This is a genomic window from Cribrihabitans pelagius (assembly GCF_048820915.1).
GTDB lineage: Bacteria > Pseudomonadota > Alphaproteobacteria > Rhodobacterales > Rhodobacteraceae > Cribrihabitans_A > Cribrihabitans_A pelagius.
In genome coordinates, this window is record NZ_JBMERR010000011.1 from 60,513 (window position 1) to 80,476 (window position 19,964).

The 19,964-nt window shown below is 67.9% G+C and carries 22 protein-coding genes; 13 read left to right on the plus strand and 9 right to left on the minus strand.

Translation table 11 applies throughout. The features are described 5' to 3' along the window. Positions 1 to 119: 119 nt before the first annotated feature. The 5 genes from ACOHX0_RS11395 to ACOHX0_RS11415 all read left to right on the plus strand — a co-directional run bounded on the left by ACOHX0_RS11395 (position 120) and on the right by ACOHX0_RS11415 (position 2,702). Entirely contained in the window at positions 120 to 491 is a 372-nt protein-coding gene (locus ACOHX0_RS11395; protein ID WP_420676839.1) for a hypothetical protein, read from the plus strand. A gap of 449 nt (positions 492 to 940) precedes the next feature. Next, on the plus strand, positions 941 to 1,291 hold the full coding sequence (locus ACOHX0_RS11400; RefSeq protein ID WP_420676840.1) for a GerW family sporulation protein: 351 nt from the start codon (positions 941 to 943) through the stop codon (positions 1,289 to 1,291). Between the two features lie 2 nt (positions 1,292 to 1,293). After that, positions 1,294 to 1,845 carry a DUF2953 domain-containing protein gene (locus ACOHX0_RS11405; RefSeq protein WP_420676842.1) on the plus strand — a complete coding sequence of 184 codons (552 nt, stop codon included), beginning with the start codon at positions 1,294 to 1,296 and terminating at the stop codon, positions 1,843 to 1,845. Further along, positions 1,842 to 2,129, plus strand: a complete 288-nt coding sequence (locus tag ACOHX0_RS11410) for a hypothetical protein (protein WP_420676843.1) — start codon at positions 1,842 to 1,844, stop codon at positions 2,127 to 2,129. Before ACOHX0_RS11405 ends, ACOHX0_RS11410 begins: the two co-directional genes overlap by 4 nt. 126 nt (positions 2,130 to 2,255) lie before the next feature. Beyond that, complete coding sequence (locus ACOHX0_RS11415) at positions 2,256 to 2,702, plus strand: hypothetical protein (RefSeq protein ID WP_420676844.1); 447 nt, start codon at positions 2,256 to 2,258, stop codon at positions 2,700 to 2,702. A 105-nt stretch (positions 2,703 to 2,807) separates the two neighbouring features. Here the strand turns inward: ACOHX0_RS11415 and ACOHX0_RS11420 are convergent, their stop codons facing one another. Further along, complete coding sequence (locus tag ACOHX0_RS11420; protein ID WP_420676845.1) at positions 2,808 to 3,650, minus strand: universal stress protein; 843 nt, start codon at positions 3,648 to 3,650, stop codon at positions 2,808 to 2,810. 207 nt (positions 3,651 to 3,857) lie between these two features. On the opposite strand from ACOHX0_RS11420, the gene ACOHX0_RS11425 reads away from it, so the two are divergent. Together ACOHX0_RS11425 and ACOHX0_RS11430 are read left to right on the plus strand one after the other, a co-directional pair. Beyond that, on the plus strand, positions 3,858 to 4,427 hold the full coding sequence (locus ACOHX0_RS11425; RefSeq protein ID WP_420676846.1) for an Hsp20/alpha crystallin family protein: 570 nt from the start codon (positions 3,858 to 3,860) through the stop codon (positions 4,425 to 4,427). Between the two features lie 86 nt (positions 4,428 to 4,513). Beyond that, on the plus strand, positions 4,514 to 4,930 hold the full coding sequence (locus ACOHX0_RS11430) for a CBS domain-containing protein (RefSeq protein WP_420676847.1): 417 nt from the start codon (positions 4,514 to 4,516) through the stop codon (positions 4,928 to 4,930). On the opposite strand, the gene ACOHX0_RS11435 is transcribed toward ACOHX0_RS11430, so the two are convergent. After that, the gene (locus ACOHX0_RS11435; RefSeq protein WP_420676848.1) at positions 4,927 to 5,679 is read right to left on the minus strand and encodes a Crp/Fnr family transcriptional regulator; all 753 of its coding nucleotides are present in this window, start codon (positions 5,677 to 5,679) and stop codon (positions 4,927 to 4,929) included. The two genes, ACOHX0_RS11430 and ACOHX0_RS11435, sit on opposite strands and share 4 nt — an antisense overlap. A 346-nt stretch (positions 5,680 to 6,025) precedes the next feature. Then, positions 6,026 to 6,814 (minus strand): SDR family NAD(P)-dependent oxidoreductase, encoded by a 789-nt coding sequence (locus ACOHX0_RS11440; RefSeq protein WP_420676849.1) that lies wholly within the window; start codon positions 6,812 to 6,814, stop codon positions 6,026 to 6,028. A 162-nt stretch (positions 6,815 to 6,976) separates the two neighbouring features. Here ACOHX0_RS11440 and ACOHX0_RS11445 point away from each other — a divergent pair, with 162 nt between their 5' ends. Beyond that, complete coding sequence (locus ACOHX0_RS11445) at positions 6,977 to 7,900, plus strand: LysR family transcriptional regulator (RefSeq protein WP_420676850.1); 924 nt, start codon at positions 6,977 to 6,979, stop codon at positions 7,898 to 7,900. Between the two features lie 51 nt (positions 7,901 to 7,951). On the opposite strand, the gene ACOHX0_RS11450 is transcribed toward ACOHX0_RS11445, so the two are convergent. The 4 genes from ACOHX0_RS11450 to ACOHX0_RS11465 all read right to left on the minus strand — a co-directional run bounded on the left by ACOHX0_RS11450 (position 7,952) and on the right by ACOHX0_RS11465 (position 11,715). Further along, positions 7,952 to 8,656: an NAD(P)H-dependent oxidoreductase gene (locus ACOHX0_RS11450; protein WP_420676852.1), complete on the minus strand. Its 705-nt coding sequence runs from the start codon at positions 8,654 to 8,656 to the stop codon at positions 7,952 to 7,954. Between the two features lie 132 nt (positions 8,657 to 8,788). Next, complete coding sequence (locus ACOHX0_RS11455; RefSeq protein WP_420676854.1) at positions 8,789 to 10,069, minus strand: TRAP transporter large permease; 1,281 nt, start codon at positions 10,067 to 10,069, stop codon at positions 8,789 to 8,791. Continuing rightward, positions 10,066 to 10,674, minus strand: coding sequence for a TRAP transporter small permease (locus ACOHX0_RS11460; RefSeq protein ID WP_420676856.1), 609 nt, complete (start codon positions 10,672 to 10,674; stop codon positions 10,066 to 10,068). The genes ACOHX0_RS11455 and ACOHX0_RS11460 overlap by 4 nt, the downstream gene beginning before the upstream one ends. 57 nt (positions 10,675 to 10,731) lie before the next feature. Next, complete coding sequence (locus ACOHX0_RS11465; RefSeq protein WP_420676857.1) at positions 10,732 to 11,715, minus strand: TRAP transporter substrate-binding protein; 984 nt, start codon at positions 11,713 to 11,715, stop codon at positions 10,732 to 10,734. 252 nt (positions 11,716 to 11,967) lie between these two features. Between ACOHX0_RS11465 and ACOHX0_RS11470 the strand changes: the two genes are divergently transcribed. Genes ACOHX0_RS11470 through ACOHX0_RS11490 form a run of 5 tightly spaced genes read left to right on the plus strand, consistent with a single transcriptional unit; the run spans position 11,968 to position 17,290 of the window. Further along, positions 11,968 to 13,143 (plus strand): L-rhamnonate dehydratase, encoded by a 1,176-nt coding sequence (locus ACOHX0_RS11470; RefSeq protein WP_420676859.1) that lies wholly within the window; start codon positions 11,968 to 11,970, stop codon positions 13,141 to 13,143. Then, positions 13,140 to 14,051, plus strand: a complete 912-nt coding sequence (locus ACOHX0_RS11475; RefSeq protein WP_420676860.1) for a dihydrodipicolinate synthase family protein — start codon at positions 13,140 to 13,142, stop codon at positions 14,049 to 14,051. Before ACOHX0_RS11470 ends, ACOHX0_RS11475 begins: the two co-directional genes overlap by 4 nt. 1 nt (position 14,052) lies before the next feature. Continuing rightward, on the plus strand, positions 14,053 to 14,772 hold the full coding sequence (locus ACOHX0_RS11480; RefSeq protein WP_420676862.1) for a GntR family transcriptional regulator: 720 nt from the start codon (positions 14,053 to 14,055) through the stop codon (positions 14,770 to 14,772). Positions 14,773 to 14,774: 2 nt separating this feature from the next. After that, entirely contained in the window at positions 14,775 to 15,782 is a 1,008-nt protein-coding gene (locus ACOHX0_RS11485) for a 4-hydroxythreonine-4-phosphate dehydrogenase PdxA (protein ID WP_420676864.1), read from the plus strand. After that, positions 15,779 to 17,290 (plus strand): aldehyde dehydrogenase (NADP(+)), encoded by a 1,512-nt coding sequence (locus tag ACOHX0_RS11490; protein WP_420676866.1) that lies wholly within the window; start codon positions 15,779 to 15,781, stop codon positions 17,288 to 17,290. Before ACOHX0_RS11485 ends, ACOHX0_RS11490 begins: the two co-directional genes overlap by 4 nt. A 74-nt stretch (positions 17,291 to 17,364) precedes the next feature. On the opposite strand, the gene ACOHX0_RS11495 is transcribed toward ACOHX0_RS11490, so the two are convergent. After that, positions 17,365 to 18,882 carry an ABC transporter permease gene (locus ACOHX0_RS11495; protein WP_420676868.1) on the minus strand — a complete coding sequence of 506 codons (1,518 nt, stop codon included), beginning with the start codon at positions 18,880 to 18,882 and terminating at the stop codon, positions 17,365 to 17,367. A 10-nt stretch (positions 18,883 to 18,892) separates the two neighbouring features. Continuing rightward, entirely contained in the window at positions 18,893 to 19,942 is a 1,050-nt protein-coding gene (locus ACOHX0_RS11500) for a quaternary amine ABC transporter ATP-binding protein (RefSeq protein WP_420676869.1), read from the minus strand. Between the last annotated feature and the right edge of the window lie 22 nt (positions 19,943 to 19,964).

Consider the following 19,964-nt stretch of genomic DNA (forward strand, 5'->3'; position numbering starts at 1 on the left):
TCATTCCGCTCCGCCGCGGCCAAGCTAGACTGATGCCATCGCGCTCCCTGCAGGGCGCGGCGGCGCCTCAACCACAGACGTTCTCACAGACGATCTCACAGACAACGGGGAAGATGGCCATGACAGACCCTGAACTGGACGTCCTGATCGGCGCGCTGGAAAGCCGCACCGATCTGACCGTCGCGGATTTCGACAGCGTGCTGCATGCGCTTGCCTATCTGAGGCCGCAGGCGGTGCCCGCGGGCGGGCAGGCGGCAAACCGGATCGGCACCGCCGACGGCGCCATGGAGGTGGCCGACAAGGCCTTTCCCGACTGGACCGTCCGCATCCGCGGCCGCGCCTATGGCAAGCACGGCGAGTGGCACTGCTCCCTGTCCGAAAACGACAGCCGCGACAGCGATGCGGCGATCGGGACCGGCGAGGCGCCGGTGCTGGCGCAGTCCATCCTGGCCGCTGTCCTGCGGTTGTCGATGATCCTGAAAACGGATTGAACCGGCCTCTCCCGGCCGGGTCCGGGGTCCGGCAGGGCTTTGCGGCGGTCGGCGGGACCACGGCAGAGCATTTCCGCTGCAGCGTGACGGGCGGGGAGATGACCGCGGCGGGTGGCGCGCTGCTGCGGTGCGCGGCTGCATGGTGCCGGGCCGGGCGCGGGCCCGTTGCGCGGGCTGCGGCCCCGGCCGCGGATCATCTAGGTGGCCTTGCCGCCCGGCCGTTTCTCCAGGATCGGGGCCATCCCGGAATCGCCGGGGGAAAGGTTTGAAGACCGGGTCTCCGGCCGGGTCCAGCTCCCTTGCACCATTTTTTCGCCGGGGCCCCAGGCGCGACGGAGATCCGGCGGCCAACGGCCCGCGCGGGTCGTCTGATCTGCATCAACCATGGCAGGCGGGCGGGCTGGTAGGCTGGCGCCATTGGCTGTCTCGCAGAAGGAAAGGGCCCCGTCATGGAAAACGTCGAACGTCTGCTGAAGAACACGGTGGAAGAGCTCGACCGGCTCTTGAACGCCAAGAACGTGCTTGGCGATCCGATCGAGAAGGGCGCCGCGACGGTCATTCCCATCGTCAGTTACGGTTTCGGCTTCGGCGCGGGCGGGGGTGCCGATGCCAAGGCGGGCCAGGGTGCGGGCGCCGGGGCCGGAGGCGGGATCAAGCCGCTGGGGGCGATCATCATCGACGAGCGCGGGGCCCGGGTGGAATCGGTGCACGGCGCGATGACGGCGCTTGCGGAGGTCTTGGGGGACGCGGCCGGCAAGGCCTTGGGGACCGCCGCCAGGGGCCGCCAGGAGCAGGGCTGAACATGGCGGCCGTGGTGCTCACCGGCGGGCTGGCGCTGCTGGCCGGCCTCTGCGGGCTGGTGCTTTTCTCGCCGCTGCACCTCAGTCTGGTGCTGCAAAAGGAGACCGGGCTCGCCTTTGAGGCCGCGATCCGGCCCTGCGGCGGCTTCGGCCCGCGGATTACGCTGCGGCGGCGTGCAAAGCCGCCCGGGACCGGGAAGCCTGCGCGCAGACCGCGAAAGAGGCGCGGCGGGCGGCAGGCCAGGCCGCTGCGGCTGGCGGCCGCGGCGCTGCGGCTGGCGGCGGAGATCCTGCGCCGGGTTCACATCCGCAGGCTGGTTGCCCAAGGCACCTTCGGAACCGGCGATCCGGCGGAGACGGGCCAGCTGTTCGGCCTGCTCGCGCCGTTGATCCACGCGCCCGCGCCATGCCGCAGGCTGCGGCTGGAGGTCGAGCCGGATTTTGCCCGGGCGTCGCTCTCCGGCCGGGCCGAGCTGGATCTGTCAGTGGTGCCGGCCGCGCTGCTGCTGCCCGCGGCGCGCTTTGGCTGGCGGGCGTTCGGGCCGGTCCGGTGAGCTGGGTTGTCGATCCGCCCGTGCGCGCAGGCTCCCGGGTCTTCGCGGCGGTCTCGCGGGTGTCCCTGTGCCGCCACGCCGGGGCGGGCCGCCTGGCCTGCAGCGGCGGGAAACGCCCGCTCCTGATCCTCGAGTTTCAGGACGGCGCTGTGAGAGGCTTCGGACCGGACGGGCGCAGCTATACCGCGGCAGAGGCCGGGGCGCTGTTCCCGCAGGCCGTCGCCCGGGCGCGGGCGCTGCTGGAGAAACAGCCAGGCCCGGACCGCCCGCCGCCGCCCCGCTGAGCCGGAATCCGCCGGATACCGGCATTTAGCCGCCTGAGCCGGGCGGCCCTTGATTTCAATTAAGGCACCGGCGGCGGGTCCGGGGCAGACTGGGCCCACGATTCACTCGTGTGAGGAGATGATCAGATGCCAGATAAAGCGACCGGGGATGCGACGGGGATCTTTCCGGATGTCCTGGGGGCGATGCAGAATGCGATGATGCTGAACCCGATGATGAAACCGCAGGCCGAGCAATTCTGGGCGGCGCAGGAAAAACTGCTGGATGAGGCGGAAGTCTTCGCCCGGCACTGGTTCGAGCGCCGGCACGAAGCGGCCCAGACAGCGCTGACCGCCACCCTGACCGCCACCTCGGCAGGCGGCGGCAGTCCGGCCGCGGCGGTGCGCGCGCTGACCGAATGGCAGCGCCAGTCCGCCGAACGGATCGCCGAGGACGGCCGCGAATGGGCCGGCATGGTGTCGCGCTGCGCCACCTGCATCTGCGAGACCGAAGCCGAAGCGGTGAAGGAAGCCCTCAACGACGCGGTTGACAGGGCCCGCAATACGGCGAAGGCGGCCAAATCCGAGCCGGTTTGACGTCCGGCGCCCGGGCCAGCGGCGCCGGCGGCCAATGGCGGATTGCCGGGAACGGAGCGGCGGGGGCGCGAAAGCCCCCGCCGCTTGCGGTTGTCAGCTGACATTTCAGCCCGACATCAGCACCGGGATGCGCGCTTCGCCGAGCACATGCTCTGAGGCGTCGCCGAAGATCAGCCGGTGCAGCCGGGAATGGCCGTAGCCGCCCATCACGATCAGATCGCACTCCTGGCTCGCCGCCTCCATCAGCAGGCGGGTGCCGGTGCCGTGTTCGCCCGCCTCGATGTGGCGCACCTGCGCGTGCACGCCGTGGCGGGACAGCAGCCGGGCGATCTCATGCCCTTCGGTCTCGGCCCCGTGAGCCGGGCGCGGGCTCTCGCCGATGGTCAGCAGCTCCGTGAACTCAGCCTGCTCCAGGAACGGCAGCCCGTCGTGCAGCGCGCGCGCCGCCTCGCGCGTGCCTTTCCAGGCCGCGAGGACACGGGTGCCGACCGGCCGCCCGCCCCAGTCATCCGGCAGCAGCAGCAGCGGACGGCCGCTGTTCAGCACCAGCTCCATCTGGAACCCCCTCTGGTCAAAGCGCTCCTGGTCCAGGCCGGGCAGCAGCGCCAGGGCCAGATCGCAGCGCATCGCCGAGACCAGCAGCTCGTCCGCGGCATCGGGTGAGCGCGCCGGACGCGAGCGCCACTCCGCCGCGCAGCCGGCCTGACCGGTGGCGGCCCGGAACAGCGTCTCTATCTTGCGGTCTTCCGCGATCACGCGCCTGTTGAACTCCCCGAGGGTAATGTCATCGGCGGCAATCGCGATGCCGGAATAGGGCACCAAGGCCTCCAGCGTGTGCAGGCCGGTCAAATGCGCGTCAAACCGGCGGGCCAGCGCGCAGGCGGCAGGCAGCAGGTTCCGGGCCGCGGCCTGTGACGTCAGGCAGGCGAGAATTGTCTTGTAGCTCATGGGTTTCGGCCTCCTCTCCCTGTTGCAGGCCCCGGGGCCGCGCTGTTCAGGGTAGCAAATCCCGCCGCGCCGGGGTTTGACACCGGTCAATCGGGGCAGCGGCGGAGAGGCGCTTCGGGCGGCTTAACGCCGGTTAATGCGGCGCAGGGCGGATCGGCGGAGGCTGGGGGGGACGCGACTCAACCCCTGACCGATGGAGACCGGAGAATGCCCGACAAACCCGAAGACACCCGCAGCGAAGACACCCGCAGCGAAGCAAAGGACAGCCCGCAGAAGGCGCTGACCGAACGCAGCTGGGGCCCGCTCTGGAACATCCGCGACGAAATCGACGACCTGCTGGAGGATCTGCACTCCGGCAGCTTCTTCGCGCCGCTGCGCTCCCGCGGCCGCGGGCGGCGCAACCCGCTGCGCTGGCCGCTGCAGGAGTTCTCCTGGAAGATGCCGGTGCTGGACGTGGTGGACAAGGAGGACGAGCTGAAACTCTCCGCCGAGCTGCCCGGTCTCAGCGAAGAGGACATCGACCTCCGGGTCGGCGACGGCACGCTGACCCTGCGCGGCGAGAAGAAGCAGGAGCACGAGGAGGGCGGCGAGGAAGGCGGCTTCTACCTCAGCGAACGGCGCTTCGGTTCGTTTGAGCGCACCATCGGCATCCCGGAGGGCATCGACCGCGACAAGATCGAGGCTACTTTCAAGAATGGCGTGCTGACAGTGCGTCTGCCGAAGAAACCGGACGCGCGCAATCCGGCCCGGAAGATCGACGTCAAGAGCGCGCCCTAGGGGCCGCAGGCGCCGCCCTGGCCGGGATGGCGGCCCTTGGGGGAGGGTCCGCCATCCCGTGCCGGCGTGAAGCGGAGACAGAGCCGATGATGGTGCAAGAGATCATGTCCGCGCCGCTGCGCTGGGTGCATCCGCAGGAAAATATTGCCGCTGCGGCCGGGCAGATGCGCAGGCTTGGCATCGGCGTGCTGGCGGTGGTCGAGGCAGAGCGCATCGTCGGCGTGGTGACCGACCGGGACCTGACCCTGGCGCTGGCCGGGCAGGACAGCGCCCTGGCGGGCCTCGCCATTTCCCGCTGCATGACGGCACGGGTGATCTGCTGCCGGACCCGCGACACGGTGGAGGCCGCCGCGGCGCTGATGGGCGACCACCAGATCCGCCGCCTGCCGGTACTGGACGAGGCGGGGCGGCTGGCGGGTCTGCTCTCGGTCAGCGACATTGCCGTGCATGCCTCGGAACGGCTCGCGGGGGAGGCTTTGGGGGAAATCGCCGAGTTCCGCTAGTCCGCAACCGGGGTGATCTCGGCGGCGAGGCGGGCAGGATCGACGCCCGCGATCCGTGCCAGGGCAGCGAGGTCGGTGATCCGGATATCCATGTGATCGGCGGTCTCCACCAGCCCGTTGCGCACGAAGCGGCGCAGCGTGCGGCAGACATGCACCGCGGTGAGGCCGGTGAAATCGCCGATGCGGCGCTGCGTCAGGGGCAGGTGGAACAGGCAATCGTCCGACAGGCCGAGCGGCCTCAGCCGCAGGCACAATTCGATCAGCGCATAGGCGATCCGGCTCTCCGCGCTGGCGCGCCCCAGCCGCAGCATCCGTTCGGACAGGCGCGCGCGGCCGGCCGCATGCACCTGCGCGCTGGCCCGCGCCAGCCGCGGCGAGTCCGCCAGCATCCGGTGCCAGGCCGGCAGCGGAATGACCGAGACCCGCGCATCGGTGACCGCCTCCAGGCTCAGCCCGGCGGTCTTGCCGTCCGCCGCCGTCGGGTCGGCGATGTCGCCGGGCAGGATGAAGTCGATCAGCTGCACCTCGCCGTTCAGCGCGCATTTCGAGGCGGCGAGCCAGCCTTCGGCCACCACCAGCACCCAGCCGCTGTCTTCGCCGTCATGCAGGAGGATCTTCTGCGCCGGGATCTTCTGCACGTTCCGCCGCAGGCCCTCCATCGCCGGATCGCGGCTGTCGAACGCCATCGCTCCGATGCGCAGACCGGAGATCCTCGTTGTCTGGACGGGGGGCGCGGCTGGCCTCGTCACTGGAATTTTCCCTGTCAGAAAGGCCGGTACGGAAGCGGGAACGGACACCGTGCGGGACCGGGACCGGCCTGAGGGCAGCCCAGGCGCACGTTGCACGTGTCAGGCTAGCGGCGCGGGGCGATTCTGTCGACCGGATGCGGCGGCCTGTTCGAAAGGCAGCTGGTCTCCGCGCCTATGGCGCGCGGCTGGCATCCCCGTGGGCCGGCCGCGGATAGGGGCTCCCGTCCCGGTGCGGTGTGACAGACCGGCGCCGGACGTGCTCCGGAACGGCGGAGAGCACCGGCTGGGGAATCAGGAGGCGGGCCTGGCGCCCGGCTCCCGGGTACTGGTCCCCAGTCGCCGCGCCTCACTCCTCCCGGGACGCGATTGCCCGGATGCCCGCCATCACGGCGTTCCGGTGGCGGGCGTCCATGGCGGCGGCATGCGGCTCGGCGATGCGGCCCGCGTCATTGTCGTAGTACTTGCCCGAGGCAGTGGCAAATTCAGCATCCAGCGCGGCGCGGCACAGGATCTCCGCCCCGATGCCGATGTCGTTCCCGGCAACGCCAAAGCCCTCCTTCACCATCTTGGAGGCCAGCAGGGAGCCGGGGTTCACCGCGATCACTGCCGGGCCCTCCGGCAGGGTCTTGGCCAGTTCCTGCGTCCAGATGATGAGGGCGAGCTTGCTTTGCGCATAGGCTGCGAAATCGGCCATTGCACCGTGCCCGGCCATCGCTTGCAGGTCCACGGGCGCCTGCGCTGCCGACGACAGGTTTACGATCCGCCCGTCCCGGGGGATGATGGGCAGAAGGCGCCGGGTCAGCACCCAGGGAGCCACCGTGTTCACCGCAAAGCGCACATCCAGCCCGCCGGGCGTCCGCGGGTCCGGTGTCTTGTAGACGCCCGCGTTGTTGATCAGAACGTCCAGCCGGGCGTGCCGCCGCAGAACCGTCCCGGCCAGCGCAGCCGCGGCGCCCGGACTGGACAGATCGGCGATATAGCTTTCGGTCTCCCCGCCAACCCCGGCCGCGGCTGCGTCCAGTTTTGCCCGGCTTCGGCCATGCAGCAGGACGGTATGGCCCTGGCCGGCCAGCATCTTGGCCGTTTGCAGCCCGATGCCGTCGGTGGCGCCGGTGATGAGAATGGTCTTGGGCATGGGGGCCTCCTGCCTGCGGGCGGTGGCGGCCGGGCGGTCGGGCGGCTCACCGGGACCCGCGTGTGTGACGGTGCATCTGTGTTGCTCCTTAGCAAATATACATTGCGGCTCGCATATAGATGACCAATTGATGAAATCATAATTCGGATTTCGGGTATAAAGATGGACACTGACGCGCTTCGCCTGTTTGTTCTGGCGGCGGAAAAGCTGAACATCAGCGCCGCCGGGCGGCAGCTTGGCCTCGCGCCGGCGGTGGCCGGAGCGCGGCTGGCCAAGCTGGAGAATACGCTGGGAGCAGATCTGCTGCATCGCAGCACCCGCAAGGTCTCGCTGTCGCTGGAGGGTGCCGAGTTCCTGCCTTACGCGCGCGAGATGCTGGCGCAGGAGGACGCGGGGCGGGCCGCCCTGGGGCAGGGGCGGGCGCGGCCCAGTGGCGTTTTGCGCTTCACCGCGCCCAGCACCTTTGCCCAGCTCTATGTGGCGCCGCTGCTGCCGGATTTTCTGCAGGAGTTTCCCGAGATGACGCTGGACATGCGCCTGTCCGACAGCATCTTCGACCTGATCGAGGGCAGTTTTGACCTTGCCGTGCGCAATTCGCCGCTGGCGGACACCAGCCTGAAGGGGCGCAAGCTGGCGGAGGACCGGCGGGTGCTGTGCGCGTCGCCGGATTACCTCGCCCGGCACGGCACACCCGCGCATCCCGACGATCTGGCCCGGCACCAGCTGATCGGCTTCAGGAACCAGTCGGCGCGCCCCCTGGCCGGGCCGGAGGGTGCGGCCGGGGAGTTCGATCCGCGGCTGGCGCAGAGCCGCCTGATCCTGGACGACGGGCTGACCCAGAAACTGGCCACCATCGCGGGGGCGGGGATTTCGATCAACTCGCTGTGGAGCGTGCATCAGGAGCTGCAATCCGGCGCGCTGGTGCAGGTTCTGCCGGGCTATGAGGTGGCCGACAAGTCGGTGCTGTGGCTGGTCTATCCCAAGGCCAACGTGCTGTCGCCGAAGGTGCGGGCCTTCATGGATTTCCTGATCGCCCGCATTGGCAAGGCGCCGGTGTGGGAGGCGCCCGGCGGCAGCACCGCATGAGGAAAACCGCGCCCCCGTGGCAGGGGCGCGGCCTGTTCAGGATTGCGCGCTTCAGAACCAGCTGACGGTGTCTTCCATCGTCCGCCGGGTCTTGGGGAACTGCGGATCGGCTGCACGGTGGCCGAAAGCGAACATCACCGCGGGCTTGTACTGCCTGGGGTCGATGCCGAAGTGTTTCTCCAGCGTTGCGGAGGTCTCTGCCATGCCGAAGCCTTCGATCGGGCAGGAGTCGATGCCCATCAGCGCCGCCGCGGTCATCATGTTGGCGAGCACGATGTAGGCCTGCTTGCCGGCCCAGTCGGTGATCTCGCGCTCGGTGGTGATCTTGTGGTCGGCGGACTGGAACTTCCCGTAGGCGCCGTTGAAGATTTCGATGACATCTTCCGGCAGCTGCTTCACGCTGCGGTAGAAGTCCTGAAGGTAGTCGGAGCCCGCGGTCATGGTTGCCGCGGTGCTCGCCAGGATGATGCCGAAGTGGCTGGCAGTGCCCAGCTGGCCGGCGGTGCCGTTCATCATGCCGTTGGCCCCCCAGGAGAAGTCCCGGAACAGCTCCCGCTTTTCCTGGGATTGGATCATCAGGATCTTGAACGGCTCGTGCCCGAAGGAGGTCGGCGACAGGCGGGCAGCCTCCAGGATGGTTTCGAAGTCGCCCGCGCTGATCTTGCGGTCCGGGTCGAACACCTTGGTGGCGTGGCGGAAGTTGAAGGCCTCGATGATCTCGGCCTGGATGCGGGCGGTGCCGGCGATGTCTTTCATGGGTCTTGCTCCAAATCTGATGCGGCCGATTTAGGCCATGGCGGCCCGGCCGATTAGAAGCCGGATCGCCAAAACAGAATTCGGGTTTCGGGTACCAAAAGGATCTGCCGTCCCGCCGGCAAGGGAGACCGGTCAGTCCAGATATCCGGTCAGCGCGGTGGAGATTCCGGGCACGTAGGTGACCAGAAGCAGGATCAGGGCGAGCACCGCGATGAAGGGCAGGTTCGTGCGCGAGGTCTCCCAGATCCCCGAGCGGGCGATGGAGCAGGAGGTGATCAGCACCGAGGCCACGGGCGGCGTCTGCTGGCCGATGGCGAGGTTCAGCGTCACCATGATGCCGAAGTGGATCGGGTCGATCCCGACCGCGTTAACCAGCGGCATCACCACCGGCACCACCAGGATGATCGCCGCCGCGCCGTGCAGGAACATGCCGAGCACCAGCAGCAAGAGGTTCAAAAGCGCCAGCACAATCAGCGGGTTGGTGGTGACCTCGGTGATCTGCGCCGCCAGCTGCTGCGGCACCTGCGCCTGGGTCAGGAACAGCCCCAGCGCGGCCGAGGTGGAGACCAGCAGCATCACGATGCCGGTCTGGCTGACGCCTTCGAGCATGGTCTTGCGCAGCCGCGACGGGTCGAGGTCGCGGTAGACGAACAGCCCGATCACCAGCGCCGCGAGCACCGCGAGGCCGGCGCCCTCGGTGGCGGTGACCAGCCCCGAGAAGATGCCGCCAAGGATGATCACCGGCATGGTCAGGGCCCAGAAGGCTTCCTTGAAGGTCTTCCAGACATGGCGCGCGTCGAACCCCTCGGCGCGGGGCAGATCGTAGCGCACCGCCATGACCCAGGTGACCAGCATCAGCAGAAACGCGCCCAGAAGGCCCGGCACGATACCGGCGACGAACAGCTTGATCACCGATGTTTCGGCAATGGCGCCGTAGAGGATCATCGGGATCGACGGCGGGATGATGATGGCGAGGGAGGCGGACGAGGAGGTGATTGCGGCGGCCAGCTGGCGCGAATAGCCGCGGCGTTTCATTTCGGGGATCAGCACGGTGCCGGTGGCGGCGACGTCGGCGACGGCGGAGCCGGAAATCTCGGCAAACACCATCGAGACGCCGATGTTCACCATGCCCAGGCCGCCGCGGATGAAGCCGATCAGCGCGGTGACGAAGTTGATCAGCCTGAGCGAGATGCCGGAGGTGTTCATCAGGTTGCCCGCCAGGATGAACAGCGGGATCGCGATCAGCGGAAAGGACGTTGAGCCGGAGTAAAGCTTGATCGCCATGTCATTGAGGCTGTCGGGCCCGGAGGTGAGCAGGAAGCCTCCCATCGACACGGCGCCGATGGCAACGGCGATCGGCACGTTGATGAGGATCAGCGCGATCAGGGCAATCGTGGTCAGGAGCAGGATCATTTCGCGGCTTCCTTCTGTGCCAGCGGGGGCTGTCTTTTCGAGCTCTGGGCCAGCGGAGTCTTTGCCAGGGCGGCGGTTTCGGCTTCGGCCTCGGCGATGGCCTGCTCGATCTCGGCATGCTCCGCGCCGATGCCCTCGGCGGCTTGGCGCAGCGCGCGGGGCAGGGTCAGCAGCGTGCCGATGATCATGATCACCGAGGCGACGGGGATCACCGATTGCACGATGTCCAGGGTCATCCAGCGCAGGGACAGCAGCGAGTCCCATTTCGCCACCGCCAGCACCGCGTTGCCGTACCAGGCGACGACCGCGAAATAGGCAATGACGAGCACTTCGGAGAACAGCGCCAGCGCCACCGCGAAGGGCTTGGGCAGGGCGGTGACGATGCCGGAAAAGCCCATGTGCTGGCGCAGGAACACAGCATAAGCGGCGCCGAAATAGGTCAGCCAAGCCAGCAGCACGCTGGCGATTTCGTCATACCATGCGGGCGACGCGCCGAGATACCGCATGGTGGTCGAATAGACGACGGACAGCGCCAGAGTCACCAGCAGCGCCAGGCATACCGTCTCGATGGCCCGCAACAGCATGCGCTCAGTCAGTGCGATCATGCCTTCCTCCTGTCTTGAGAGTGCCCGGACAGGGGTCGCCCGGCCGGAGCGCTGTTTCTATTGCTTGGCCAGGTCTTGCGCGCGGCGCACCAGGGCTTCGCCGCCGGGCACCTGGGCGGCAAAGGCCTCGTAGATCGGGGCGGAGGCGGCGATGAAGGCGGCCTTGTCGGCCTCGTTCACCTCGACACCGGCGGCGCGGACCTTTTCGACCAGCTCGCCGTCGGCGGTCTGGCCCTGCTCCAACGCCCAGTCCTGCACCGACGCGGCGACCTCTGCGACGGCGGATTTCACGTCATCGGGCAGCGTCTTCCAGGTCTGGGCCCCGGTGGTGAGATAGGTGGGCGAGTAGACGTGGCCGGTCAGGCTGAGGTAGCTCTGCACCTCCTGGAAGTTCGCGCCGACGATATTGGTCAGCGGGTTCTCCTGCCCGTCCATGGTGCCGGTCTGCAGGGCGACGAAGACTTCGGAGAAGGACATCGGCGTGGGGTTGGCGCCCCATTCCTTGAACATCGACACGCGCCATTCCGACGACGGCGTGCGGATCTTCAGGCCCTCCAGGTCGGCGGGCGAAGTGATCGGGCGGGTGCTGTTGGTGATCTGGCGGAAGCCGTTTTCCCAGGTGGAGAGCACCGTGAGCCCGGCCTTCTGCGCCAGCGGCGCGAGGTCGGTCTGCACGATCCCGGCGTCGATCGCCTTCAGGTGGGCGCGATCCTGCACCAGGAAAGGCATGTCGAACAGCGCAAACTCGGGCGCGACATTGGTCATGATCGAGGAAATCAGGGTGAACTCGACGGTGCCGAGGCGCAGTTTCTGCATCAGCTCCTTTTCGTTGCCGAGCTGCGCATCGGCGTAGAACTCCACCGTGTGCGCATCGCCGAGCTCGGCCTGCAGCTGCTCGGCAAAGCGCGCGGCGCTTTGGCCCTGAAGGCTGTTCGAGGCGGCGCCCACGGCCACGACATAGGTCTCGGCGGCGGCCGGCAGCGCCAGCGTCAGCGTTGCGGCGGCGAGGCCGGCGCTCAGGGTTCTGGTCAGGGTTTTCATGGTGTCTCCTCCGTTGGACTGGAAAGTCATGCCGCATCCGCGGCGCCGCCTCGGGTCGCTTCTACAGGGCAGGCGCACTGCACGGAAAGCTGTGTCATGCGCTGCGCGTCCTCCTCCCGAATTTGGCGCTTCAGAATTTTGGCATTCCAAAATACCATTGCCATGTTACAACCGAAGTCAACATGATTCGTGTCCCGGTCCCGCCCAACCCGGTCCGGGGACGCCAGCGAAACGAGAGAGAGGGGAGCCTTGATGACCAAGATCAAATCCGTCCGGACCCGGGTCTGGACCTGGAAGGGGCCAACCGTTCCGCCCGCCGGGAACTTCTGCACCAACGCGTCGGACGCGCTGTGGCTCAAGGGCGATGCGATGGCCTCCTTCCGCTTCCACCAGTGGCTGACCTGCGAGGTGGAGGCCGAGGACGGCACCATCGGCATCGGCAACGCGGCGCTGGCGCCGACGGTGGTGAAACAGGCCATCGACGACTGGTATGCGCCGCTGGCGGTGGGCGAAGATCCCTTCGACTGCGCCTACATCTGGGAAAAGATGTACCGCCGCAGCCATGCCTGGGGCCGCAAGGGCATCGGCATGACCGCGATCAGCGCCATCGACATCGCGATCTGGGACCTGATGGGCAAGCTGGTCGGCAAGCCGGTGTTCAAGCTCTTGGGCGGGCGCACCAAGGAGAAGATCCCGGTCTATTACTCCAAGCTCTACGCAGGCCCGGTGGAGACCATGCAGGCCGAGGCCGAAGAGGCGATGAGCCACGGCTACACCGCCTTCAAGTCGCGGTTCGGCTATGGCCCCAAGGACGGGATGACCGGGATGCGCGAGAACCTCAAGCGGGTGGAGGCGCTGCGCGAGGTGATCGGATACGACACCGACCTGATGCTTGAATGCTACATGGGCTGGAACCTCGACTATGCCAAGCGGATGCTGCCCAAGCTCGCCCGGTATGAACCGCGCTGGCTGGAGGAACCGGTGATCGCCGACGACGTGGCGGGCTATGCCGAGCTGAACGCCATGGGCATCGTGCCGATCTCCGGCGGCGAGCATGAATTCTCGGTCATCGGCTGCTCCGAGCTGATCAACCGCCGCGCGGTCAGCGTGCTCCAGTATGACACCAACCGCGTGGGCGGCATCACCGCGGCGCAGAAGATCAACGCGATTGCCGAGGCGGCGCAGATCCCGGTGATCCCGCACGCGGGCCAGATGCACAACTACCACCTGACCATGGCCAGCGCGAACTGCCCGATCGCCGAATACTTCCCGGTGTTCGATGTCGAGGTCGGCAATGAGCTGTTCTATTACATCTTCGACGGCGACCCCGAGGCCGCGGACGGTTTTCTGCAACTGGACGATGACACGCCGGGGCTTGGCATCTCCATCTCCGATAAACACCTGCACAACTTCGAGATTACCGAATGACCCGCTATTCCGGCATCTGGCCCGTCGCCCCGACCCCGTTCCACCCGGCCGGGACGGTCGATTACGAGGGCATGAAACGCGTGATCGACTGCATGGTCGATCAAGGCAGCGACGGCATCTGCATCCTGGCCAATTTCTCCGAGCAGTTCCTGATCTCGGACGAGGAGCGACGCAAGCTGACCGAAATCTCTCTGACCCATATGGCCGGGCGGCTGCCGGTGATCGTCACCGTCAGCCATTTCGCCACGCAAATTGCGGTGGAGCGGGCGCAGCACGCGAAGGACCACGGCGCGGCGATGGTGATGATGATGCCGCCCTACCACGGCGCGCTGATGCGGGGCACGGCGGAGCAGACCTTCGAGCAATTCGCCCGCGTGGGCGAAGTGGGCCTGCCCATCATGGTGCAGGATGCGCCGCTCTCCGGTGTCGAGCTGCCGGTGCCGCTGCTGGTCCGGATGGCGCGCGAGATCGGGATGGTGAAGCTGTTCAAGATCGAATGCCCGCAGGCCGCGGCCAAGCTGCGCGCGCTTGTGGCCGAGGGCGGCGACGCCATCGAGGGCCCGTTCGACGGCGAGGAGGCGATCACACTGCTTGCGGATCTCGAGGCCGGAGCCACCGGCGCGATGACCAGCGCGATGATCCCGGATCAGATCAAGCCGGTTCTCGTTCATTTCGCGGCCGGCGACATTGATGCCGCCACCGCCGCCTATGCCCGCGTGCTGCCGGCGGTGAACCACGAGAACCGCCAGTGCGGCTTCCGCTCGGCCAAGGCGGCGATGGTTGCAGGCGGCGTCATTGCGTCCGATTATTGCCGCCACCCGATCCCGCCATTGCATCCGCAGACGAAGGAGGCTCTGCTTCGTCTGATCCGGCCACTCGATCCTGTGGTCCTGAACTGGGGGAAATGACATGAGCAAGAAGGCTGAATTCTCCGGCCTGGATACCGGCGAGCTGGAACTGGCGCGGCCGCGCGCCACATTGGTCGAGATTGCGGCCGACAAGCTGCGCGAGCTGATCCTGCTGGAGAAGCTGCCCGCCGGGGCGGGGATCTCCGAGCGGGACCTGGCCGCGGCGCTTGGCATCAGCCGCACACCGCTGACTAAGGCGCTGACCATCCTGGAGCAGGACGGGCTGGTCGAATATTCCGTCACCCGCCGCCCGCAGGTCGCCAATCCGCCGTTCGAGGAGATCGAGCAGAACCTGGTGGTGATGGGCGCGCTGGAGGCGCTGGCGGGGGAGCTGGCCTGTGCTGCGATCACCGAAGACGAGATTGCCCGGGTCACCGATTGCCAGCGCCGGATGGAAGAAGGCGAGGGCACGCTGCCGCCGCTGGAGTCCTTCCGGCTCGACATGCAGATGCACGAAATCATCGTTCAGGCCAGCCGCAACGCGCCGCTGATCGACACCCACCGCAAGTACAACGCCCGGCTGTGGCGGGCGCGGTTCCAGTCTTCGCAGCGCCGCTCCGGCCTTGGCCAGACGCTGGCCGAACACCGCGCCATCGTCGAGGCGCTCAGCCGCCGCGATGCCAAGACCACCTCCAAGGCCCTGCGCCGCCACCTGGCCTCGGCCGTCAGCAATATCAGGAACGCCCTGCGGGACACCGCCCGGGCCGCAGAAACGGAGTAGACATGCCCCCAAGGATCGGAGTTATCCCCGGTGACCCCAGCGGCATCGGGCCGGAGCTGGTTGCCCGGCTTCTGGCAGACGAATGTGCAGCGCAGGCGCAGATCCTGCTGATCGGCGACCGCCATGTGTTCGAGCTGGGCCAGGCCCAGGCCGGGCTGCGCCATGACATGACCGCGGTCGATGCAGGGACCTGCGACTGGACCGCCGCCGAAGGCCCGGCGCTGCACGAGATGCAGACCATCGCCCCTGATGAGATCGTTTTGGCGCAAAGCACAGAAGCCTCGGGCCGCTCGACCCTTCGGGTGCTCGATCAGGCGCTGGCCTTTGCTGAAAGCGGCGTGATCGACGCCATCGTCTTTGCCCCCTTCAACAAGGCGTCGATGCATATGGCCGGGATCGGCCATTCGGATGAGCTGCATTACATGGCCGAAAAGCTGGGCGTGACTGGCTATATTTCCGAGCTGAACACGCTTGACGGCATGTGGACCAGCCGCGTCACCAGCCATATCGCGCTGAAGGATGTGGCCGCGGCCATCGGCGGGGAGCGCATCGAGGAGGCCACCCGGCTGATCGACCGCACCCTGCGCCGGGCCGGCTATGCCCGCCCGCGCATCGCGGTGGCCGCGCTCAACCCCCATGCCGGCGACGGCGGCAACTTCGGCCGCGAGGAGATCGAGGTGATCGAACCGGCGGTGCGCCACATGGCGGGCGGGCAGATGGCCGTGACCGGACCGCTGCCCTCCGACACCGTGTTTCTCAAGGTGACCCGCGGCGAGATCGACGCGGTGGTGACCATGTATCACGACCAGGGCCAGATCGCGCTGAAGCTCTTGGGCTTCGACCGCGGCGTTACCGTGCAGGGCGGCCTGCCGGTGCCGGTGACCACGCCCGCGCATGGCACGGCGTTTGACATCGCAGGCCAGGGGGCGGCGGATGCCGGCGCCACCCGCGCCGCCTTCGAAATCGCCTGCAAGATGGTGAGCAACTGGCAGAAGGAGGAAGCGGCATGAGCTTTCAGCCGCATGGAAAACACCTGATCGCGGGCGAATGGATTGGCTCGGATCAGCTCTTCCTGTCGGAGCCCGCAAGCGGCACGCCGCAGGCGTTCTGCATGGGCACGCCCGCGCTGGTGGACCAGGCTTGCGCCGCCGCGGAAGACGCGTTCTGGACCTATGGCTGCACCACCCGCAGCGCCCGTGCCGCGTTCCTGAACGCCATCGCGGACGAGATCGAGGCCCGCGCCGAAGCGATCACCGAAATCGGCACCCGGGAAACAGGCCTGCCGGAGACGCGGCTCAATGGCGAGCGCGGCCGGACCACCGGGCAGCTGCGGCTGTTTGCCGGACATATCCTGAACGGCGATTACCTCGACCGCCGCCATGACGCGGCGCTGCCGGACCGCCAGCCGCTGCCGCGCCCGGATCTGAAGATGGTGCAGCGGCCGATCGGTCCGGTTGCGGTTTTCGGCGCCTCCAACTTCCCGCTCGCCTTCTCCACCGCGGGCGGCGATACCGCGGCGGCGCTGGCGGCGGGCTGCCCGGTGATGGTCAAGGGCCACTCTGCCCATCCCGGCACCGGTGAGATCGTGGCCGAGGCCATCCGCGCCGCGATTGAGACGACCGGGATGCCGAAGGGCGTGTTCTCCCTGATCCAGGGAGGCAAGCGCGAAGCGGGCCAGAGCCTGGTGCAGCATCCGCTGATCAAGGCGGTCGGGTTCACCGGTTCGCTCGGCGGCGGCCGGGCGCTGTTCGATCTCTGCGCCCAACGGCCCGAGCCGATCCCGTTCTTCGGCGAGTTGGGCTCGGTCAACCCGATGTTTGTCCTGCCCGAGGCGGCGCGGGCGCGCGGGGCCGCGATTGGCGAAGGCTGGGCCGGCTCGCTCACCATGGGCGCGGGCCAGTTCTGCACCAACCCCGGAATCGCCGTGGTGATGCAAGGGCCGGAGGGCGATGCTTTCGTGCAGGCCGCGGCGCGGGCGCTGGAACAGGTGCCGGCGCAGGTGATGCTGACCGATGGCATTGCACAGGCCTATCGCGACGGCGCGGCGCGGTTTGCCGGGCGCGACGCAGTACGCCCGGTGGTTGGGGGTGACAGCGAAGGCCGCTCGGCACGGCCCAGCCTGTTCGAGACCGACGCCGCCGCCTACATGCAGGATCGCGACTTGGGCGAAGAGGTCTTCGGCCCCTTGGGCCTCGTGGTGCGGGTGGCGGATGCCGGGGAGATGGAAGCCCTGGCCCGGGGGTTCGAGGGCCAGCTCACCGTGACGCTGCAGATGGAGGAGGGCGACACCGGGGCCGCGCAGCGCCTGATGCCCATCGTCGAACGCAAGGCCGGGCGGCTGCTGGTCAACGGCTTCCCGACCGGGGTCGAGGTGGCCGATAGCATGGTCCATGGCGGGCCTTACCCGGCTTCGACCAACTTCGGCGCGACCTCGGTGGGCACGCTGTCGATCCGGCGCTTCCTGCGCCCGGTCTGCTACCAGAACATGCCCGCGGCGCTGCTGCCCGGGGACCTCTGAAGCCAAGCCAGCGGAACTGGCCGCCGCGGCGGCCAGTTCCTGCGCGTTATGAGTGCTGCCGCGGCGGCCGCGTGTCATCGCTTTCCGGCGACGATCCGGTCGAGGATCAGGGCGCAGAACAGGATCGCCAGCCCGGCCAGAATGCCCTGGCCCGCGGCGGCATACTGCAGCGCCTCCAGCACGTCCTCGCCCAGCCCCTTGGCGCCGATCAGCGAGGCCACAACCACCATCGCCAGCGACAAGAGGATGGTCTGGTTGACGCCGGCCATGATCGTCTTGCGCGCCAGCGGCAGGTCGACCCGCCACAGCAGGTAGCGCGGCGTGGCACCGAAGGCGAGCGCGGCCTCGCGCACGGTTTCCGGCACCTGCTGCAGGCCCAGCACGGTGAAGCGGATCACCGGCGGGCTGCCGAAGATCATCGTCGCCACCACCCCCGCAGGCTTGCCCGAGCCGATAAAGGCCACCACCGGGATCAGGTAGACGAAGGAGGGCATCGACTGCATGAAATCCAGCACCGGACGCACCACTGCAAACACCTTGGGCCTGCGCGCGCAGTAGATGCCGAGCGGAATGCCAAGGGTGATCGAGATCAGCGCCGCCGCGCCCAGCAGCGCGATGGTGGTCATCGCCTTCTCCCAGAAATCCAAGATCCCCAGATAGGCCAGCGCCGCAGCGGTGAAGATCGCCACCCGCGCGCCCGCGGACAGATAAGCCAGCATCACGATCACCAGCGCCACAACCGGCCAGGGGGTATCGACCAGCACCACCTCGATCCAGTCGAGCAATGTGCGCATCCCCGCGGTCAGCCCGTCGAAGAAACCGCGGCCGGAGGTCTTGGTCCAGTCGAATGCGGCCTGCACCCCGTCGCCCGCGTTCAGCCGCCAGTCACGGTTGGTGGGGAAGGCGTTCAGCAGCGCGAACGCATCCGGCATCGCGAATTTCAGCGCCGAGAGCCCGACAACCGCCGCCGCCAAAATGGCGGAGACGACCAGCCGCGGCACCGACCAGCCGCTGGCCACGCTGCGGTCCGAGCGCCAGCGGGCAAACTGCCCCTCCAGCGTCCAGTTCGCGAGCGAGGCGGCCAGGAACTTCACCGCCAGCAGCAGTGCTGCGCCCACGATCAGGTAGGTGACCCCGCTGGCATTCGCCGCCTCGGCTGCTTGCTGCGCGCCGGCCAGCGCGCCTTCCAGCGACTCCGCGGCCCGTTTCAGCGAGTCCAGCGAAGACGCGCCCGAGGCCTCCGCCGCCGCGATCTGCTGATGCCGCAGCTCCAGCGTCTGGGCGATCTGCTCGGCCCGGATGCGGAAATCCCGGCCCAGATCGCCGAATAGACCCAGGGCGATCTGGATAAACGCAAGGGTTTCCAGCAGCAGAAAGCTCAGGAACCAGGACCACAGCCCCCGCGCCCCGAACCAGACCGGCCCCAGCAAACCGGCTGCCCGGTTCACGGTGAACCGGTAGCCCGGCGCCTGCATCATGTGGCTGAAGACCCGCTGGTAATAGGCCTGCGAGCGGCCGGTGAATTCCGCCACCAGCGCGTTCAGGCGCCCGGCGGTCTCCGGTTTGATCTGTGACCGGTCGAAGTGTTTCATCGCCGCCTCCTTACCCCTGGCTGTCCTGGATGGCGCGGATCAGACCCGCGCGGTTGATCACCCCGACGGTCGATCCCGCATCCGCGACCTTGACGATGCCGTGGCCGTCGGCGGCGAGGTCCATCAGGCCGCTCAGGTCCATGTCGGGCCGTGCCACCTTGGCATCCGCCGGCAGGGCGCCGTGGGTGGCCTCGAACTCCGCCACCGGCTTCATCACCGAATGGGCAAAGATCATGTTGAGCTTGGAGATGCCCGCCACAAAATCCGCCACATAGCCGTCCGCCGGGTTCAGGATGATCTCCTCCGGCGTGCCGGTCTGCACGATGCGGCCGTCTTTCATGATCGCAATGCGGTGGCCGATGCGGATCGCCTCGTCCAGATCATGGGTGATGAACATCGTGGTCTTGCCGAGCTTGCGGCTGAGCTCCATGAACTGGTCCTGCAACTGCTTGCGGATCAAGGGGTCCAGCGCCGAGAACGGCTCATCCATCAGCAGGATCTCCGGGTTCGAAGCTATGGCACGCGCCAGCCCGACCCGCTGCTGCATGCCGCCGGACAGCTCATGGGCATATTTGTCCTCCCAGCCGCTCAGCTCGACCAGTTCCAGCACCCGGTCGGCTTCCTCCCAGCGGCGCGCCTTGCCGGTGCCGCGGATCTCCAGCGGCATCGCCACATTGTCGCGCACCGTGCGGTGCGGCATCAGGCCGAAGTTCTGAAACACCATGGCAACCCGGCGGTTGCGCAGGTCGCGCAGGCCCTCGGCGTTCAGCCCCATCACGTCGCCGCCGTTGATGTAGATATGCCCGTCCGTCGGCTCCAGCAGCCGGTTCACGTGCCGCACCAGCGTCGATTTGCCGGAACCCGAGAGCCCCATCACGCAGAACAGCTCGCCGCGTTCGATCTGGAAACTGGCATCCGCCACGCCGACCACGCAGTTGAACCGCTCCAGCACCTGCGGCTTGCTCAGCCCTTCCGCGTGAATGGCCCGCAGCGCTTCATCCGCGCGTGCCCCGAAGATCTTCCAGACGCCGCGTGCGTCAATTGCGATGTCACCCGCCATGGCCTCCCCCTGTCTTCTGAAG

Excerpts from the sequence above, each read along its gene's own strand:
- ACOHX0_RS11395 (WP_420676839.1), top strand. The coding sequence starts at position 120 with ATGACAGACCCTGAACTGGACGTCCTGATCGGCGCGCTGGAAAGCCGC.
- ACOHX0_RS11400 (WP_420676840.1), top strand. The coding sequence starts at position 941 with ATGGAAAACGTCGAACGTCTGCTGAAGAACACGGTGGAAGAGCTCGAC.
- ACOHX0_RS11405 (WP_420676842.1), top strand. The coding sequence starts at position 1,294 with ATGGCGGCCGTGGTGCTCACCGGCGGGCTGGCGCTGCTGGCCGGCCTC.
- ACOHX0_RS11415 (WP_420676844.1), top strand. The coding sequence starts at position 2,256 with ATGCCAGATAAAGCGACCGGGGATGCGACGGGGATCTTTCCGGATGTC.
- ACOHX0_RS11420 (WP_420676845.1), bottom strand. The coding sequence starts at position 3,650 with ATGAGCTACAAGACAATTCTCGCCTGCCTGACGTCACAGGCCGCGGCC.
- ACOHX0_RS11425 (WP_420676846.1), top strand. The coding sequence starts at position 3,858 with ATGCCCGACAAACCCGAAGACACCCGCAGCGAAGACACCCGCAGCGAA.
- ACOHX0_RS11430 (WP_420676847.1), top strand. The coding sequence starts at position 4,514 with ATGATGGTGCAAGAGATCATGTCCGCGCCGCTGCGCTGGGTGCATCCG.
- ACOHX0_RS11440 (WP_420676849.1), bottom strand. The coding sequence starts at position 6,814 with ATGCCCAAGACCATTCTCATCACCGGCGCCACCGACGGCATCGGGCTG.
- ACOHX0_RS11445 (WP_420676850.1), top strand. The coding sequence starts at position 6,977 with ATGGACACTGACGCGCTTCGCCTGTTTGTTCTGGCGGCGGAAAAGCTG.
- ACOHX0_RS11450 (WP_420676852.1), bottom strand. The coding sequence starts at position 8,656 with ATGAAAGACATCGCCGGCACCGCCCGCATCCAGGCCGAGATCATCGAG.
- ACOHX0_RS11455 (WP_420676854.1), bottom strand. The coding sequence starts at position 10,069 with ATGATCCTGCTCCTGACCACGATTGCCCTGATCGCGCTGATCCTCATC.
- ACOHX0_RS11460 (WP_420676856.1), bottom strand. The coding sequence starts at position 10,674 with ATGATCGCACTGACTGAGCGCATGCTGTTGCGGGCCATCGAGACGGTA.
- ACOHX0_RS11465 (WP_420676857.1), bottom strand. The coding sequence starts at position 11,715 with ATGAAAACCCTGACCAGAACCCTGAGCGCCGGCCTCGCCGCCGCAACG.
- ACOHX0_RS11470 (WP_420676859.1), top strand. The coding sequence starts at position 11,968 with ATGACCAAGATCAAATCCGTCCGGACCCGGGTCTGGACCTGGAAGGGG.
- ACOHX0_RS11475 (WP_420676860.1), top strand. The coding sequence starts at position 13,140 with ATGACCCGCTATTCCGGCATCTGGCCCGTCGCCCCGACCCCGTTCCAC.
- ACOHX0_RS11480 (WP_420676862.1), top strand. The coding sequence starts at position 14,053 with ATGAGCAAGAAGGCTGAATTCTCCGGCCTGGATACCGGCGAGCTGGAA.
- ACOHX0_RS11485 (WP_420676864.1), top strand. The coding sequence starts at position 14,775 with ATGCCCCCAAGGATCGGAGTTATCCCCGGTGACCCCAGCGGCATCGGG.
- ACOHX0_RS11490 (WP_420676866.1), top strand. The coding sequence starts at position 15,779 with ATGAGCTTTCAGCCGCATGGAAAACACCTGATCGCGGGCGAATGGATT.
- ACOHX0_RS11495 (WP_420676868.1), bottom strand. The coding sequence starts at position 18,882 with ATGAAACACTTCGACCGGTCACAGATCAAACCGGAGACCGCCGGGCGC.
- ACOHX0_RS11500 (WP_420676869.1), bottom strand. The coding sequence starts at position 19,942 with ATGGCGGGTGACATCGCAATTGACGCACGCGGCGTCTGGAAGATCTTC.